The following is a 16,176-nucleotide window of genomic DNA, read 5'->3' as shown; positions in this document are numbered from 1 at the left end:
GCTCAGGCGCGGTTGGCGGCGCTTTTGTACGGCATGGCCGTCGCTGCCGGCGCCCGTGTCCGGCCCGAGAACCAGGATAGGGCGAGCATCGTCAGCACATACGGGAAGAGGAGGAGCAGCTGGTACGGAATCTCGATGCCGAGCGTCTGGAAGCGCAGCTGCAGCGCGTCGGCAGCGCCGAACAGCAGCGAGCTCGCCGCCGTGCCCCCTGGCGTCCAGCGGCCGAAGATGACCGCGGACAAGGCGATGAACCCTCGCCCCGCCACCATATTTTCCGTGAACTGGTTCAAGATGCCGATCGACAGCGCCGCCCCCGCAAGTCCAGCCAGCACGCCGCCGATGGCGCAGCACTGGTAGCGGATGCGATGCACGCGCACGCCGAGCGTATCGGCGGCCAGCGGATGCTCGCCGACCGCACGCACGCTGAGTCCCCAGTTCGTCCGATACAGGACGAGGCTGACGGCCGGCAGCAGCAGGAAGGCGAGATAAGTCAGCGCATTGTGCTGGAACAGCAGCGGTCCGACGACCGGCAGATCGCTCAGCAGCGGAACCGGCCACGGCTGCAGGCTGACCGCCTGCCGCGCTTCCGTGCCCATGCCGAGCAGGCTGCGCCCGAAAACGGTCGTCACGCCAAGGCCGAGCAGATTGAGCGCGGTGCCGATGATGACCTGGTCCGCTCCGGTCGTGACGACGAGAAAGGCGAACAGAAGGCCGATCAGGCAGCCCGCGGCAGCGCCGGCCGCCAGTCCCGTCCAGGCGCTGCCGCCGGCGGCCGAGCCGAGCACCGCAGCCAGCGCGCCGATCAGCATCATGCCCTCCATGCCGATGTTCAGGATGCCGCTGCGCGCCATGAACAGCACGCCGAGCGAAGCCAGCAGCACGATCGCGGACAGCCGGATTGCCGCCGCTGCGTAGTTGATCCATACGTCTGCGCTCATGCGCCTTCCCCTCCTAGCTTGGAATCGATAGCCGCGCTCTGTCCGGGTTGCCCGGATTGCCCGGAGTGCCCGGATTGCTCCGCCGACCGCCGGCCGACGAGCCGCGCGACGATCGTCCGCTTCACCCCGGCCAGCCAGTAGCGGTTGCAGAGCAGCAGGATGATGAGCACCGCCTGGATGACGTAGACGAGAGAAGTCGAGGCGCCCGTCGCGCGCTGCATCGCGTTCGCTCCGCTGCGCAGTCCGCCGAACAGCAGCGCCGACAGGATGTTTCCGAGCGGATGCGCGCCTCCGAGCAGCGCGACCGCGATGCCGTCATAGCCGAAGCCCGGGGAAAAATTCTGCAGCAGCCGATGCTGCACGCCGGCGATCTCGACCCACCCGGCCAGACCGGCGAAGCCGCCGCTCGCCATGAGCACAAGCACGGTGTTGCGCCTCACCGGCATGCCCATCACCTCGGCCGCCCGCCGGTTCGAGCCGGCAGAGCGGATCTCGTAGCCCCATGCCGAGCGATGCAGCAGGAGATAGGCGATGAGCGCCGCGCCCAGCGCGACGAACACGCCGGCATGCAGCCGCGAGCCGAGCAGCCTGGGCAGCTCCGCCGCCAGCGGAATCGCCGCCGTCTGCGGCAGCGACCCGCCGGCATCGCGCAGCGGCCCCGTCACCATGTAGCTGACGACGTACAGGCCGACATAATTGAGCATGATCGTATTGATGATCTCGCTTGCTCCTCGGCCGGCCTTGAGCGCTCCGGCGATGCCGCCCCAGAGCGCCCCGCCCGCCATGCCGCACAGCAGCGCCAGCGGCAGATGCAGCCAGCCCGGCAGCGGCGGCAGCAGCAGCGCCGCCGCCGTGCCGGCGAGCGCTCCGGCGTAGAGCTGGCCTTCGGCGCCGATGTTGAACAGGCCGCAGCGGTAAGCGAAGCTGTAGGCGAGCCCCGTAAGCAGCAGCGGCGTCGCCTTCACGAGCGTTTCCTTGATGCTGTTCGCGCTGCCGGCCGCCCCCTCCCACAGGACCGGATAGGCCGACCAGGGCGAGATGCCCGCCGCCGCCATCACCGCCGCTCCTGCCGCCAGCGCCCCGGCAAGCGCCAGAGCGTAAAACAGCGCTTCGACGAGCAGCAGGAGGGCTTTTTCACGGGCCGTGCCCTTATCTCCCAAATGGATGACCCCCTTCTATGGAACTTCTGTCGATCTCGCCTCCGATCCGGCGTCAGCCCCGCTGGGCGTAGGCCGGATAAGAGGCGGCCAGCCGGCTTCGCAGCCGATCGACGCGGCTCTGGGCGCGGCGGATCACCTCCGCCTCGTCGACGAGCGTGCAGCGGCCGCCGCTGACGACGACGCGTCCGTCCACGAGCACCGTGTGCACATCGTTGCCGTTGGCGTTGTACACGAGCGCCGAGGAGATGCGGTGCACCGGCGCGATATGCGCCTTTTGCAGATCGACGATGACGATGTCGGCCTTCATGCCCGGCGCGAGCTTGCCCAGGTCATGCTCGCGGCCGAGCGCCTTCGCTCCGCCTCTCGTGCCGAGCTCTAGCACCTGCATCGGCGGCAGCACGGTCGAGTCCATCCGATCCAGCTTGTGCAGGCAGGCGGTGAACTTGAGCACCTCCAGATTGTCCTGGCAGTTGTTGCTGCCCGGTCCGTCCGTGCCGAGCGCGACGTTGATGCCGGCCTCCAGCATGTCCGGCACTCTGGCGACGCCGGAGGCGAGGTACAGGTTGGATACGGGACAGTGGATGACGGACGCGCCCGCATCCCGGATCAGCTCCAGCTCGCGGTCGCTGAGCCAGATGCCGTGGACGACCTGGGTCGACGGCCCGAGCAGGCCGGACGCCTCGACCAGCTCCAGGTTGCGGAGGCCGAAGCGCTCCAGCGTATTTTCAATCTGGCTGCTCGTCTCCGCGACATGGATGTGGGCGATGAGCCCGCGCTCGCGGCTGAATCGGCCTGCCCGCTCCAGGAACTGCCGCGAGCAGCCGTACAGATTGAGCGGCCCCATCGCGATCCGCAGCCGGCCGCCCGCCTCGCCGTCCCAGCGCTCCAGCGCCTCCTCCGTGCGGCGGAAGATGTCCTCCTCCTCCTCGCGCAGCCGCTCCTCGTAGCTCAGATCGACTCCGCCCCGCGCCAGATAGCCTCGGATGCCGCTTTCGCGCATCGCCTGCAGCACGCCGTCCGTATTGCCTTCAAACGTATGGATGTAGTGATGGTCCATGATCGTCGTCGCGCCGGACTTCAGGTTCTCGATGCAGCCGATCATCGCCGCCAAATAAAAATCCTCTTCTTCCATCGCCAGCGAGCCCGGCCAGATCACCTGCCGCAGCCAGTCGGACAGCCGGAACTCGTCGGATACGCCGCGCAGAAACGTCTGGAACAGATGCGTATGCCCGTTGACCAGCCCCGGGATGACCGCCATCCCGCCCGCATCGATGATCCGTTCGGCCCGCGAGAGCAGCCTCGCCTCGCCTTCCTCCAGCGGCCAGCGGCCGACCTCGACGATCCGGTCGTCCTCCACCAGCACATATCCCGGCTCCAGCAGCTCTCGGCTGTCGTTCATCGTCAGGACGGAGCCGTTTCGAATCAGTATCGTGCCCATCTGTCTCCACCCCGTTTATGTCATGTTTTCTAACATTCTTTGACTTGAAACTAGCATAATGGATTGCTCCCCTTGCTGTCTTTGGTTATACTTAACGAAAAAATAGAGCCCACTTGGCTCGAATGACCAAAGGAACTCTCGCAGGATTGAATATCTGACATATATATGACGAGAGGAAGAAGGACGATGAGGATCGGAGATCTGATTGATGCGCCCGTGCTCGGCAGCTCCCGGCTCATCGGCGGCAAGGGCGGGCTCGACCGGATGGTCGCCAGCGTCAACATGATGGATTCGCCGGATATTTTTGACTTCCTGAAGCCGAATGAGCTGCTGCTCACGACCGCCTATGCCGTCAAGGACAAGCCGGAGATGCTGCTGCGCCTCATCGAGGAGATGGCCCGGCTCGGCTGCGCCGGCCTCGGCATCAAGACGAAGCGCTACTTTGACCGCATGCCGGCCGGGCTGCAGGAAGCGGCGGACCGCCATCAGCTGCCGCTGCTGGAGCTGGGGCTGGACTGCTCGCTGGCCGATGCGGTGCAGCAGCTGATGGGCCGCATCCTGCAGTTCCGCACGGAGGAGATGCGCTATGCGCTGCTCGCCCATCGCCAGCTGACCGAGCTCGTCATGGAAGGGCGCAGCCTCCAGGATCTGACCGAGGCCGTCGGCCGCCTGATCGGCCTGCCCGTGCTGCTGCTCGGGATCGAAGGAGAGCCGCTGGCGACCTCAGGCATCGGTGCGGGCGGCGCTTGGCCCGCTGACTTGATGTCCAGCGAGCGGCCGTCCTCCGGCACGGGCGAGCCGCTCGGCAGCTCTATTTTCCGGAGGCTGCGCGAGAGTCAAGGGCTCTCCTCCCTCCGCCCGGTCTATTTCCCGCTGGATTGCCACGGCTCCAGCTGGTCCGGCGTGCTCGCCGCGCCGATCCATACGACCCAGCTCCAAGGCGGGCTGCTGGCCTTATGCCGCGACGGCTCTCCCGACGAGATGGTCTACCAGACGCTGGAGCAGGCGGCGAACGTCGCCAGCTTCGAGCTGCTCAAGACGCTGGCCGTGCGCGAGCGCTCGCGCCGCTACAAGCATGACTTCCTCTCCGATGTCGTCGACGGGCTGATCGTCCAGGAGGACGAGATCGCGCGGCGGGGCAGCGTCTACGGCCTGCAGCCGTTGCAGCCCTATGTTTGCGTCGTCATCAAAAAAGACCCGCCGTCCGACCTGATGGCCGGGGGCGAGTCGAGTCCGCAGCGGATGGATCGGCGCGAGCGGGACGCCTTGTACGAAGCGGTCAAAAAAGCCGCGCGCTCCGCCGGTCTCGGCGGGCTGCTGTTCGCCAAGCAGGACGGCCTGGCGATGATCGAGCCTTGCCGGGCAGGCGGAGCGAGCGGACTGGAGCCGCTGCTCGGCTCGCCGCTGCAGCGAGCCGTCGGCCAAGCCGCGGAAGCGCTCGGCGCCGGACTCAGCTGCGGCATCGGCAATCCGGCCGAGACGCTGAGCTTTCTTGCGCGCTCTTTCCAGGAAGCGCAGGACGCCTGGCAGTCCGGCCTGCTCGGTGGCAAGCGGCGCTTCATCCAGTTCAGCCATGTGCGCGAGCTGCCCGAGCTGCTGCGGATGCTGCCGCTCCAGGAACGCCGCCGCTTCGTCGCCGAGACGTTCGGCGCGCTCGATCTCGCCGAGGAGAGCGAGGAGCTGCGCCGGACGCTGCGCGCCTACTACGAGCATCACGGACGTATCGCCGACACCGCCAAGGCGCTGTTCGTCCACCGCAATACGGTCATCTACCGGATCGCCAAAATCGAGCAGCTGAGCGGACGCTCCCTGCGATCTCCGGCGGACAGCCTGCGCTTCCGCACCGCCTTCCAGCTCGAGGAGCTGGACAAAACCAACTAGGCCGGGCGCGGCAGCTGCCGCATCCGGCCTTTACCCTTCCAATTCCGCGCGCCGGCGATTCCTTCCGCCAATCCGCATTCGCCGATCCGCGCTGCGGAAGCCGTCAGCCTGCCGCCGCGCCGTCCTCCGGCTGCAGCTCCGGCATCGGCTCCGGCCGCTCGCAGCGGCTGCGCATGCGGTAGCGGATGCCCGTTGCCGCCGCGTCATGGATGCCATGCATCGCCTCCAGCACATGCGCCGCCATGTCGCCGCTCGCGCGATGAGGCCGCTCCTCGCGGATCGCGCGGGCCAGATCGGCGACGCCGATGCCGCGATTGTTGTCCGTATAGCCATGCGTCAGCGGGATGCTCTCGAAGCCCGGCGAGCCGATCCGGCGCAGCTGCACGTCTCCGCCGAAGCCGTTCGGATCCGGCACGAGCAGCGTGCCCTCGGTGCCGTAGATCTCGATCGGCGGAACGGTCGTGCCTCCCGGGGTGTCGAAGCTCGTCACGAGCGTCGCTACCGCCCCGTTTTCAAAATCCAGGACGCCGGCCAGATGCGTCGGCACCTCGACCTGGATGAGCGTGCCCTTTTTCGGCTCGCTGCGGATCAGCCGCTCGGCGTGAGTCGTCACGGCCGAGCCGGTGACCGAAGCGATCGGACCGAGCAGCGTCACGAGCGCGGTCAGGTAGTACGGCCCCATGTCGAACATCGGGCCTCCGCCTTGCTTGTAGTAGAACTCCGGATCCGGATGCCAGCTCTCGTGGCCTCCGCTCAGCATGAACGCCGAGGCGGCGACCGGACGACCGATCGCGCCTTCGTCGATCAGCCGGCGGCAGGTCTGGATCGCTCCGCCAAGGAACGTCTCCGGAGCGCCGGCGATGCGCTTGCCGGTGCGGCGCGACGCTTCCTGCAGCGCGAGCGCCTCCTCGCGCGTCACCGTGATCGGCTTCTCCGCGTAGACATGCTTGCCCGCCTCCAGCGCCTGCAGGCTGACCCGCGCATGCGAGGCCGGGATCGTCAGGTTGACGACGATCTCTACCTCCGGATCGGCCAGCAGCTCCTCCGCCGTGCCGGATTTCGGCACGCCGTACTCCGCCGCGCGCTCCGCGGCCCGGGCCGGATCGAGATCGGCGCAGAACACGAGCTCCGTTTCTTCATAAGCCAGCAGATTCTTGCAATAGATGCGGCTGATGTTGCCGCAGCCGATGATGCCGACCTTCGCCTTCCGCATGCTTCCGCTCATCGCGTCGTCTCCTCCTGAGCCGTCCCGGCTGCCGCTTCCCGAGACGCTTGTTTTCCTTCTGCCGCCCACAGCATGCCGCGCCGCATCAGCTCCAGCACCTGCGGCATCTCGACGATGTTCGCCTGATGGCCGAGCGTGCAGTGATAGACGCGTCCTGCGCCCCAGCCCTTCGTCCAGACGACCGGCATCTCCGTCTCGCCGAACCGGGTGATCGCATGGACGTTGATCGCCGGATCGACATGCATGTAGTACTTCTCCGAGGCGACCTCGATCGTCCCGATGCCGGACGTCAGCGGATCGTCCGCGTCGACCATCTCGACATCGTAGCGGACGCCGTCGTTGCCCGGATGCGCGACCCACTGGCCGCCGACCATGTACTGATAGTCGACCTCCTGACGGAACGCGTCCGACATCCCGCCGTGGCAGCCGGCCAGCCCGCAGCCGGCCTGCACCGTCTCGAGCAGCGGCTTCAGCTGCTCCTGCTCGATCGTGCCCATCGTCCAGATCGGCACGATCAGGTCGAGCGACGCCATCAGCGCCGCATCCTTGAAGCTGTCCAGCGTATCCGAGACCTTCACCTCGAAGCCTTCGCCGCGAAGCACGCCGGCCAGCAGCTCCGCCACCTCCGCGGGCTGATGGCCGTCCCAGCCGCCTTGCACGATCAATGCCTGTTTATTCATTTCTTCTCTTCCCCTCTCCCGGTTCCCGATCTTCCGCCGCCGTTCAGCCTTGCTCCATCTCCGCCAGCTTCACCCAGCGGCGCTCCTCCACGGAGCGCTCCACCGCCTCGAGCACCTCCTGGCACTTGACGCCGTCCACGAAGCTCGGGCTCGGCTGGCGGTCTTCCGCGACCGCGCTCATCAGCTCCAGCATCTCATGCGTGAACGTATGCTCGAATCCGATCGTATGCCCGGCCGGCCACCAAGCCTCCGAATAGGCGTGGGCCGCATCCGTGCACAGCACCCGCCGGAAGCCCTGCACGTCCTCCGCATCGTCGGCGAAATACACCTCCAGCTCGTTCATCCGCTCGAAGTCGAAGCGGACGCTGCCCTTGCTGCCGTTGATCTCGAACGAGTTGGTGCTGCGATGTCCCGGCGCGAAGCGCGTCGCCTCGAAGCTGCCGAGCGCCCCGTTCGCGAAGCGCGCCAGGAACAGCGTGGCGTCGTCGACCGTGACCGGGCCGCGCGGCGCATCCGCGGACGCGCCGCCCTTCGCGCTCAGCCCGGACATTTCCGTCGGCAGCGGACGCTCCTTGACGAACGTCTCGCTCATGCCGACCACCTCGTCGAACTCTCCGACCAGATGGCGGGCCAGGTCGATCAGATGCGCCCCGAGATCGCCATGCGAGCCCGAGCCGGCGATCTCCTTTTGCAGCCGCCATACGAGCGGGAAGTCCGGATCGACGATCCAGTCCTGCAGGAACCACGCGCGGAAATGATAGATGCGTCCGAGCCGCCCTTCCTCCACAAGCTTCTTCGCCAGCTTCACCGCCGGCGAGAAGCGGTAGTTGAAGCCGGTCATATGCTTGACCCCGGCATCCTCGGCCGCCTTCAGCATCGTGCGGGCATCCGCCAGCGAGAGCGCCAGCGGCTTCTCGCAGAACAGATGCTTGCCCGCGTTCGCCGCCGCGACCGCGATCTCCAGATGCGCGTCGCTCGGCGCGTTGATGTCGATCAGATCGAGATCGTCGCGCTCCACCAGCTTGCGCCAGTCCGTCTCCAGCTCCCGCCAGCCGAGCTGAGCTCTCGCCGTCTCGGCCGCGGAGGCATCACGCCCGCACAGTACGGCCATCTCCGGCAGCAGCGGAGCGCCGCCGAAAAACATCGGCAGCGCCCGATAGGCGTTGCTGTGCGCCTTGCCCATGAACTTGTAGCCGATCATGCCGATCCGAAGGGTGTTCTTCACTTCCGCTTGCGCCATATGCCTCTCCCCGTTTCGCTTGAATTGGTCAATTCCGCTCGACATCCCGCTTCAGGCTCGACTCCCGCACGACGAGCCGCGGCGGCAGCTTCCCGTCCGGCCGCTCCAGCTCGCCGAGCGCCATCCTCGCCGCCAGCCGGCCCATCTCGTAAAAGCTGGCCGAAACGCTCGTCAGCGCCGGCTGCGTCAGCCTCGCGCCGTCGGAATCGTCGTAGCCGGCCAGGCCATAGTCCCGGCCGGCTTCCAGCCCGAGCTGCCGCATTCCTTGCAGCAGGCCGATCGCCATGCGGTCGTTCGCCGCCGCCAGCGCGTCGGCCTCGCCGCTGCGAATCAGCCGAGCCGCAGCGTCAGCCATCTCCAGCCCGCTTTTGCGGCTATAGTTGCCGACGAGCGGCTCGAGCCGCTCCGCGCCGGCGGCGCTCATCGCATCGCGGTAGCCGAGCAGCCGGTCGCGGCTGTTGGAATAATCCGGCGGACCGCCGACAAACGCCGGACGGCTCCAGCCCTGCTCCAGCAGATGCGCCGTCGCCAGCCGGCTTCCTTCCCGATGATCCGCCTCCACGGTCCGCTGCTCGAGCCCTTCCATCCGCTGATTGACGAGCGCGTAGGCATGCCCGTCCCGCTCCAGCTCCAGCAGCGCCTCTCGCTCCTCCTCGCCGTCGCGGGCGCCGAGCACGATCAGGCCGCCGACCTTGCGCTGCCGGAACAGCAGCCCGTATTCCCGCCGCTCGTCCGGGCTGCGCTGCAGCAGCAGCAGGTCGGAACCGAGCTCCCGCGCCGCCTCGCTGATGCCGCCGAGAATTTCCGAGAAATAATACGTCGAGAACAGCTGCACCTTGGGCAGGTACGGAAGCACGACTCCGATATTGCCGCTGCGCCGCTTCGCGAACTGCCGCGCCAGCTCGCTCGGCACGTAGCCCAGCTCGCTTGCCGCCTGCAGCACCCGCTCGCGGGTTTTCGGCTTCACCGCCTCGGATCCGCTGAACACCCTCGAGACCGTCGCCTCGGAAACGCCCGCCTTGTCCGCTACTTGCTTCCTCATCGCAAAACCATCTTTCCGCTTCTTCTTGGACCCTCTGATGCCATCATAATGTACGCGCGTTCATTCTAACGCGAAGCGCTTTCAGCTGTCAATGCGAAATCGCGACATCGAGCGAGCGCAAAAAAAACCGCTCCATTAAGGAGCGGTCTCGAGGAATTTCGAGGTCGGATTTTTGTCCATGGCCGTGCGCATCGCGTACTCGTTCTCGAAGAGCGCGACATAGTTGCCCTTTTTGTCCTTCACGAGCGTCGAGTTGATGCGGTACTTGGACGGATCGATATTGTCGTCGACGATCCAGCGGGCGAACTGGAACGGCATCCGCTGCAGGATGACGTCGACGCCGTACTCGCCCTTCATGCGGTATTCGAACACCTCGAACTGCAGCTGGCCGACGACGCCGAGAATCGTGTCCTCGAAGCCGCCCGCCGTCGTGAACACCTGGATCGTGCCCTCTTCGGTCAGCTGGTCGAGGCCCTTCTCGTACTGCTTTTTCTTGAGCGCGTTCTTGATGGATACCTTGGCGAAAATTTCCGGCGAAAACGTCGGCAGCTCGTCGAACTCGAGCTCCTTGGTCATCGCGAGCGAGTCGCCGATCCGGAAGATGCCGGGATCGAACAGGCCGATGATGTCGCCCGGATAAGCCGCCTCGACGATGTCGCGGTCCTGGGCGAGGAACTGCTGCGGCTGGGCGAGCTTGATGTCCTTGCCCATGCGCACATGCTTGACGCTCATGCCGCGCTCGAAGCGGCCGGAGACGATGCGCAGGAACGCGATCCGGTCGCGGTGCGCCGGATTCATGTTGGCCTGGATCTTGAACACGTAGCCGCTGAACTTCTCGCTCGTCGGCTCCACCGGTCCGCTCGTGCTGTTGCGCGGCGTCGGCTTGGGCGCCAGCTGCAGGAAGTTCTCCAGGAACGTCTGCACGCCGAAGTTGTTGACCGCGCTGCCGAAGAACACCGGCGTCAGCTCGCCGGCTCGCACCTTCTCGAAGTCGAACGGGTCGCCCGCGACATCGAGCAGCTCCAGGTCCTGCTCCAGCTGGTCGGCCAAATAGTCGCCCGCCATCTCGCGGATGACCGGATCGCGGAAGCCGCCGACCTTGCGCACCTCGATCGTCGAGTGGTCGTTGCCCTGGAACAGCTCGACCTGGTCCTTCATGCGGTCATAGACGCCGCACAGCTCGCGGCCCATGCCGATCGGCCAGTTCATCGGCACGCTGCGGATGCCGAGCACGCGCTCGAGCTCCTCCATCAGGTCGAACGGGCTCTGCCCTTCGCGGTCCAGCTTGTTGATGAACGTGAAGATCGGAATGCCGCGCCGGCGGCATACCTGGAACAGCTTGATCGTCTGCGCCTCGACGCCCTTGGCGACGTCGATGAGCATGACCGCGCTGTCCGCGGCCGTCAGCGTGCGGTACGTGTCCTCGCTGAAGTCCTGGTGGCCCGGCGTATCCAGGATGTTGACGCGATGCCCTTTGTAATCGAACTGCATCACCGAGGACGTGACCGAGATGCCGCGCTGCTTCTCGATCTCCATCCAGTCGGAGGTCGCGTGCTTGCTTGCCTTGCGGGCCTTGACGGACCCCGCCTCGCGGATCGCGCCGCCGAACAGCAGCAGCTTCTCGGTCAGCGTCGTCTTGCCGGCGTCAGGGTGGGAAATGATGGCGAACGTCCGCCTCTTGTCGACTTCGTGTTGAATCTCTTCCATAAGTTGCTTCGTCATTGACTTCTCCTTGCTTCGTGCAATTTATCGTCAGGCTCCGACTTGTGCGTCGCTCTCCGTTGGCGGATGGCCGGAAAACTCAGATCGGATGCAGCATCGGCTTGTTCCCCTCTGTCATGAACCGATCAGCAGCGCCCGCGCGGGCGCGGCCTCGATCCCGCTCAGCTTGAGCGGAGCGATGACCATGAAGTAGGTTCCGGCGGCGACCTCCTTGAGCCTGAGGCCCTCCACAATCAGGATGCGGTTGCGGAACAGCAGCCGATGCGTCGGAAATTCCGGCTGCGAGCGCTCGATGCCGAGCGCGTCCGTGCCGATGCCTCGAACCCCTACTTCAATTAAATACCGAGCGCCATCTTCGCGCAAGTAGATAAAGTCGTCCTCGAACGTTTCCGTCTCGGAGTTGATCGTCTTGAACAGCACCCAGTCGCCCCGGACGAGGCCGAGCGGCTCCAGATCGGCGCGTCCGATGCCGTCGCGCACGGCCGTCAAGTCGACGACCCGCGCGCTTCCCACCAGCTCCTCGAGGCCGATCGTCTCGATCGTATCGCCGTCCGCCAGCATATGCAGCGGAGCGTCGAGATGCGTGCCGGTATGGAGGCCGAGCCGCAGCTCGGATTCGTAGACGCCGTCCTTGTCCGGAGGATGCGGGCTGAGCGTGCGCAGCTCCGGCTGCTTTTCGGGAGCGCGGCCCCATACGGCCATGCCGGGCTGGACCGTCATGGAGATGTCGTAGATCTTGAACATAGGAATCCCCTTTCGCGAGAAGGAATAGACGGGCCAAAACGCCTCAAATCCTGTCCGGATGCCCGAACAGGATTGGAATGGCGATGGATATGAAAAATCGGTCGAATCAGCTGCCGCCGCCGCTGATCCAGACGACGTTGTCTTCGGCCTGGCCGTTGACCGGCCACCAGAAGAATCCGTCCTGCTGCAGCAGGCGATCCGCTTCTTCCGGCCCCCAGGAGCCGGCCGCATACGAGCGGAGATCGCCGTCGGACTCGCGCCATGCGGCGGCGATGCGGTCGACGAACGTCCAAGCGGCCGCGACTTCGTCCCAGCGGGTGAAGTATGTGGAGTCGCCGCGAGCGGCGTCGTAGAGGAGCAGCTCGTACGCTTCCGGCGTATTGATGCCGATCTGGCAGCTTTGGCAGAACTCCATCGCGACCGGCTGCACCTCGTTGTCGGAGCCCGGCCGCTTGGCGTTGATCTTGAGGTAGATGCCCTCCATCGGATTGACGCGTATGACGAGCAGGTTCGGAGCGAGCTGATGCCGCTTGGCGAACAGCACGTTGTCCGGCACGTTTTTGAACTCGATCACGACTTCCGTCGTCTTGACCGGCAGCCGCTTGCCCGTGCGGATGTAGAACGGCACGCCCGCCCAGCGGAAGTTGTCCACAAACACCTTGGCGGCGAAGTACGTCTCCGTCGTCGACTCGGGATCGACCTTGTCCTCCTGCCGGTAGCCCGGCAGCTCCTTGACCTTGCTGCTGCCTGCGCGGTACTGCGCGCGCACGACGCGCTCGCGCACCTCGTCGCTGCCGGCGAACTGGCGCAGCGAGCGGAGCACCTTGACCTTTTCGTCGCGCAGGCTCTCCGGATGAAGGCGTCCCGGCGGCTCCATCGCGATCATCGTGATCATCTGCAGGATATGGTTCTGGCCCATGTCCCGCAGCGCTCCGGAGTGGTCGTAGTAGCCGCCGCGCTCCTCGACGCCGACCGTCTCCGACAGCGTGATCTGCACGTTGGCGATATGATTCTTGTTCCAGAGCGGCTCGAACATCTGGTTGGCGAAGCGCAGCACCTGGATGTTCTGCACCATCTCCTTGCCGAGATAGTGGTCGATCCGGTACACCTCTTCTTCCTTGAACACCTGGCTCAGCTGGCTGTTCAGCTCGCGCGCCGACTTCAGGTCATAGCCGAACGGCTTTTCGATGACGAGCTTATGCCAGCCGGCGGACTCGAGCAGCCCTCCGTCCCGCAGGTTGAACGAGACCGGACCGAACAGCTCCGGCGCCAGCGCGAGGTAGAACAGGCGGTTGCCGTTGATGCCGAACTTCTGGTCGAGCTCGCCGGACAGCCGGTTCAGCTCGCGGAAGCCGTCCACGTTGTGGATGTCTAGCGGCATGTAGACGAAATGATCGGCGAACCGGCTCCACAGCTCCGGATCGGACGGCTTGTACCGGCAGAACTCCTGGATCGACTCGAATATGTCCTGGCGGAACTGGTCGTTGTCGCGAGGACGGCGGGCGAGGCCGACGACCGCGAAGTTTTCCGCCAGCTTGCCTTCTTTATATAGGGAAAAGAGCGCCGGGAACAGCTTCCTCCTCGCCAGATCGCCTGTGGCTCCGAACAGATAGTAGACCGCGCCTTCGGCGGCTGTCAGTTCCTGTTTGTTAGAGTAGTTCATGTTCCTCATTCTTTCGTCATGAATTTGGTTGGATCGGTTCGATATGGTATGTAGTGTATCATATCGTGCAGGGCGCGGCTATTGATCTCACCCAATCTTCATGGGCCCTTCACGTTCGGCAAGCATCGAAGCATGGCGGCTGCGCCCGCCTAGGGCTGGCCGGCCTCGCCCGTCAATAAAGGCACGCCGATCGTGAGGGCTGCGCCTGGTTTGTTTCCCGGCTTGGACTGCGCCAGCTGCAGGTTCGCCCGCTCCGAGCCATCATCAGCCTCCAGGCTTACGGATCCCTCTAGGCGGTTGGTGGCGTAGGTCGACACGATCGTCGCCTCGTCCTCGTACTTGTCCAGCCGCCGCGCCTCGGCAGCCGCGAGGATGCGCTCGGCGCTGTCCTCCCGCAGCCCGTTCCCGCTTGCCTGAATCGACAGGAGCGCGGCCGCGTCGTCCACGCCGGCGCCGCGCAGGACGCCGAGCACCCGCGCTTGCGCGCGCTCCAGCGACGGCTTGGAAGCGGGCTGCGCCGCTGCCAGCCGGATGACGGCTTCCACCGCTCCTTCCCCGCTGCCGCTCCGCAGCGCGGAGACGAGCCAGCGGCCCGTTTCGTCCGTCCGCTCCGCTTTCCATAGAATGCCCGATTCCGTTCCCCTTTCATCCGTGGAAGGCACGGAAGCCGCATCGGCGCCGGCCAGCTGCGTCCGCAGCTGCTTCGCCTGCGTCTCCGTCAGCTCCGGGACGAGCCAGCGAAGTCCCCAGCTGCCGCCGGCCGCGCCGCCGCTGAACTCCGCATCGGCCCATTGCCAGAGCCGGCCCAGATCGCCCGTCGACGCCGACACGAGCTGGCTCGCGCTCGCCGGCTTGTCGGGCACTCCCCACCCTGGCGTCCCCGCCCCGCGGGAAGACGAGTAGAGGGCCAGCACGGCGAGCAGCAGCGCCGCAGCCCCCAGCCCGAAAGCCTGCCTGGACCGCCGTTTCCGCTCCAAATCGTTCGCTTGCATCCGATCCGCTCCTTTCGGATGATCCGAATTGGGTATTTGACCATGCGCATTCGCCCGTAGGTGAATATACTGCATCATCCCATCCCCCACTTCGATCAGAAAGGATGATTGGCAGCATGGAACCGATTCGACCGCTTCACGAAGACCACATCAAGCAATTTTGCGGCATGCCCGTATGCATGATCCTGAAGGACGGCACGCGCCATGTCGGCATGCTCACCGCCTGCCGCGACGGCCATATTTTCTTGAACGGCGGCGAGGAGCATCATGACCGCCGCTTCCTGTCCGCCGGCATTTCTGCCGCCAAGACCGCCAAGCCGTCTAAGGTCAAGGGCAAAAAAGGCAAGGCCGCCAAGTCGGCCGACTTGGAGCCGGAAGCCCATACGCAGGCTTTTCCGTTCCGTCCCGGCTATCCTTACGGCCCCGGCGCGGCCGAGGGAGGAGCGCAGGGCTTCGGCTATCCGGGCGGTCCCGGCGGTTATCCCGGCGGCTACCCTGGCGGATTTCCGCCGTATGGCTTCGGCGCGGCGATCGGCGTCAGTCTGGCCGCCCTGGCCTTTCTGCTGCTTCTCATCTGATACGGAGCTGGACTCGGCCGGCTCAGCGCGGATCAGCCTGCTTCCTTTTCGAAAAAAAGGGAGCAGGCAGTTTGGCGCGTCGATCGATCCGGGTAAAAGAGGGAAAGCATTCCATTCCGCATCAGGAAGGAGGACCTCCCATGCTCCAGCCCTTGCAACGGATCTTCCCTCGCCGCTCGATCGAGCGGACAGCGCCGATCCAGCCCGCCTCCATCCGTCCGGAGACCTCCGCGCCCTCTGGGGCTCCGGACTGGAGCCTGCTCTATGGAGAAGCAGGCGGTCATATGAAGAGAGCGCTCGCGGAGGCCGCTTCCTGGTCGGAAGCGATGGCCGCTCAGCTCCTGGACATCCGCCGCTTGCGGGAACGCCGCCGCCATCTGGCGGACGGCAGAAGCGTCCTGGACGTCCCCGGCCTTGGAGAGGCCGTCCGCAGGCTTGAGAGCGGATGGAACTCGCTGCTGCTGCTGGGCTTCCGCTACAGCGCGACGTTGAGCGATGACGTTGAAGCGGAGCTATGCCGCCTGGCTGCGCATCCTGCCGCCGCAGCAGCCGGATTCCAGCCTGCCGAGGCTGCCGGGAAAGGGAGGCTCCAGCTCGATTCGATCGCCCTGCGCCGCCTGCTCGACGAGCGGCCGGACTCCGTGCTCCGCGCTCTGTTCAGCGCGGAAGGCCTGCTCCCCTGCGCCGAGGACATCCTGACCGGGCTGCTGGCGCAGCCGTCCCGCTCGCTGCTGAGCGACGCGCTGACGCTGCCCTATACGCAGTACAACGAGTATGGGACGCCGGGCAGCTTCCTGCCGCCGCAAGGCTGGCGGCTGCACGAAAGCGTCTAAGCCCCGCTCGCGCGAAGCAGGCGCCGCCTCTTTGTGAGCG

The 16,176-nt window shown here is 65.8% G+C and carries 14 protein-coding genes; 3 read left to right on the top strand and 11 right to left on the bottom strand.

Features of this window, described 5'->3' with window-relative positions:
• Positions 1-2: 2 nt before the first annotated feature.
• From B8V81_RS16560 to B8V81_RS16550, 3 genes are read right to left on the bottom strand one after another with little or no spacing between them, the layout of a single operon-like run.
• Positions 3-938 (bottom strand): ABC transporter permease, encoded by a 936-nt coding sequence (locus B8V81_RS16560; protein ID WP_101808771.1) that lies wholly within the window; start codon positions 936-938, stop codon positions 3-5.
• Positions 935-2,098, bottom strand: coding sequence for an ABC transporter permease (locus B8V81_RS16555; RefSeq protein ID WP_244912781.1), 1,164 nt, complete (start codon positions 2,096-2,098; stop codon positions 935-937). The genes B8V81_RS16560 and B8V81_RS16555 overlap by 4 nt, the downstream gene beginning before the upstream one ends.
• 52 nt (positions 2,099-2,150) lie before the next feature.
• The gene (locus tag B8V81_RS16550; protein WP_028600005.1) at positions 2,151-3,536 is read right to left on the bottom strand and encodes an amidohydrolase family protein; all 1,386 of its coding nucleotides are present in this window, start codon (positions 3,534-3,536) and stop codon (positions 2,151-2,153) included.
• A 186-nt stretch (positions 3,537-3,722) separates the two neighbouring features.
• Between B8V81_RS16550 and B8V81_RS16545 the strand changes: the two genes are divergently transcribed.
• Positions 3,723-5,417 carry a PucR family transcriptional regulator gene (locus tag B8V81_RS16545; RefSeq protein WP_180968471.1) on the top strand — a complete coding sequence of 565 codons (1,695 nt, stop codon included), beginning with the start codon at positions 3,723-3,725 and terminating at the stop codon, positions 5,415-5,417.
• A 103-nt stretch (positions 5,418-5,520) separates the two neighbouring features.
• Here the strand turns inward: B8V81_RS16545 and B8V81_RS16540 are convergent, their stop codons facing one another.
• From B8V81_RS16540 to B8V81_RS16505, 8 genes are all read right to left on the bottom strand, one after another.
• Positions 5,521-6,630, bottom strand: a complete 1,110-nt coding sequence (locus B8V81_RS16540) for a Gfo/Idh/MocA family protein (protein ID WP_028600007.1) — start codon at positions 6,628-6,630, stop codon at positions 5,521-5,523.
• 8 nt (positions 6,631-6,638) lie between these two features.
• Positions 6,639-7,322, bottom strand: a complete 684-nt coding sequence (locus B8V81_RS16535; RefSeq protein ID WP_028600008.1) for a ThuA domain-containing protein — start codon at positions 7,320-7,322, stop codon at positions 6,639-6,641.
• A gap of 43 nt (positions 7,323-7,365) precedes the next feature.
• A complete protein-coding gene (locus B8V81_RS16530; RefSeq protein ID WP_043111634.1) occupies positions 7,366-8,562 on the bottom strand; it encodes a Gfo/Idh/MocA family protein in 1,197 nt (398 codons plus the stop codon).
• A gap of 28 nt (positions 8,563-8,590) precedes the next feature.
• Positions 8,591-9,604 (bottom strand): LacI family DNA-binding transcriptional regulator, encoded by a 1,014-nt coding sequence (locus tag B8V81_RS16525; protein ID WP_028600010.1) that lies wholly within the window; start codon positions 9,602-9,604, stop codon positions 8,591-8,593.
• A 135-nt stretch (positions 9,605-9,739) separates the two neighbouring features.
• The gene (locus B8V81_RS16520) at positions 9,740-11,326 is read right to left on the bottom strand and encodes a peptide chain release factor 3 (protein ID WP_028600011.1); all 1,587 of its coding nucleotides are present in this window, start codon (positions 11,324-11,326) and stop codon (positions 9,740-9,742) included.
• A 114-nt stretch (positions 11,327-11,440) separates the two neighbouring features.
• Positions 11,441-12,070, bottom strand: coding sequence for a cyclase family protein (locus tag B8V81_RS16515; protein ID WP_028600012.1), 630 nt, complete (start codon positions 12,068-12,070; stop codon positions 11,441-11,443).
• 106 nt (positions 12,071-12,176) lie between these two features.
• Positions 12,177-13,733, bottom strand: a complete 1,557-nt coding sequence (gene zwf / locus B8V81_RS16510) for a glucose-6-phosphate dehydrogenase (RefSeq protein ID WP_101808769.1) — start codon at positions 13,731-13,733, stop codon at positions 12,177-12,179.
• Between the two features lie 149 nt (positions 13,734-13,882).
• Positions 13,883-14,725 (bottom strand): hypothetical protein, encoded by an 843-nt coding sequence (locus B8V81_RS16505; protein ID WP_101808768.1) that lies wholly within the window; start codon positions 14,723-14,725, stop codon positions 13,883-13,885.
• 116 nt (positions 14,726-14,841) lie between these two features.
• Here B8V81_RS16505 and B8V81_RS16500 point away from each other — a divergent pair, with 116 nt between their 5' ends.
• Complete coding sequence (locus B8V81_RS16500; RefSeq protein WP_101808767.1) at positions 14,842-15,303, top strand: hypothetical protein; 462 nt, start codon at positions 14,842-14,844, stop codon at positions 15,301-15,303.
• A 140-nt stretch (positions 15,304-15,443) separates the two neighbouring features.
• Positions 15,444-16,136 carry a hypothetical protein gene (locus B8V81_RS16495; protein WP_101808766.1) on the top strand — a complete coding sequence of 231 codons (693 nt, stop codon included), beginning with the start codon at positions 15,444-15,446 and terminating at the stop codon, positions 16,134-16,136.
• The last annotated feature ends 40 nt before the right edge of the window (positions 16,137-16,176 follow it).

Origin of the sequence: Paenibacillus pasadenensis (assembly GCF_002864175.1) — a bacterium.
GTDB lineage: Bacteria > Bacillota > Bacilli > Paenibacillales > Paenibacillaceae > Paenibacillus_O > Paenibacillus_O pasadenensis.
The sequence above is the reverse complement of the archived record's forward strand: the minus strand, read 5'-3'. Positions and strand labels throughout refer to the sequence as shown.

Bases quoted from the DNA above. Each gene is read 5' to 3' on its own strand.
- B8V81_RS16560 (WP_101808771.1), bottom strand. From the start codon at position 938: ATGAGCGCAGACGTATGGATCAACTACGCAGCGGCGGCAATCCGGCTG.
- B8V81_RS16550 (WP_028600005.1), bottom strand. From the start codon at position 3,536: ATGGGCACGATACTGATTCGAAACGGCTCCGTCCTGACGATGAACGAC.
- B8V81_RS16545 (WP_180968471.1), top strand. From the start codon at position 3,723: ATGAGGATCGGAGATCTGATTGATGCGCCCGTGCTCGGCAGCTCCCGG.
- B8V81_RS16540 (WP_028600007.1), bottom strand. From the start codon at position 6,630: ATGCGGAAGGCGAAGGTCGGCATCATCGGCTGCGGCAACATCAGCCGC.
- B8V81_RS16535 (WP_028600008.1), bottom strand. From the start codon at position 7,322: ATGAATAAACAGGCATTGATCGTGCAAGGCGGCTGGGACGGCCATCAG.
- B8V81_RS16530 (WP_043111634.1), bottom strand. From the start codon at position 8,562: ATGGCGCAAGCGGAAGTGAAGAACACCCTTCGGATCGGCATGATCGGC.
- B8V81_RS16525 (WP_028600010.1), bottom strand. From the start codon at position 9,604: ATGAGGAAGCAAGTAGCGGACAAGGCGGGCGTTTCCGAGGCGACGGTC.
- B8V81_RS16520 (WP_028600011.1), bottom strand. From the start codon at position 11,326: ATGACGAAGCAACTTATGGAAGAGATTCAACACGAAGTCGACAAGAGG.
- B8V81_RS16515 (WP_028600012.1), bottom strand. From the start codon at position 12,070: ATGTTCAAGATCTACGACATCTCCATGACGGTCCAGCCCGGCATGGCC.
- zwf (WP_101808769.1), bottom strand. From the start codon at position 13,733: ATGAACTACTCTAACAAACAGGAACTGACAGCCGCCGAAGGCGCGGTC.
- B8V81_RS16505 (WP_101808768.1), bottom strand. From the start codon at position 14,725: ATGCAAGCGAACGATTTGGAGCGGAAACGGCGGTCCAGGCAGGCTTTC.
- B8V81_RS16500 (WP_101808767.1), top strand. From the start codon at position 14,842: ATGGAACCGATTCGACCGCTTCACGAAGACCACATCAAGCAATTTTGC.
- B8V81_RS16495 (WP_101808766.1), top strand. From the start codon at position 15,444: ATGCTCCAGCCCTTGCAACGGATCTTCCCTCGCCGCTCGATCGAGCGG.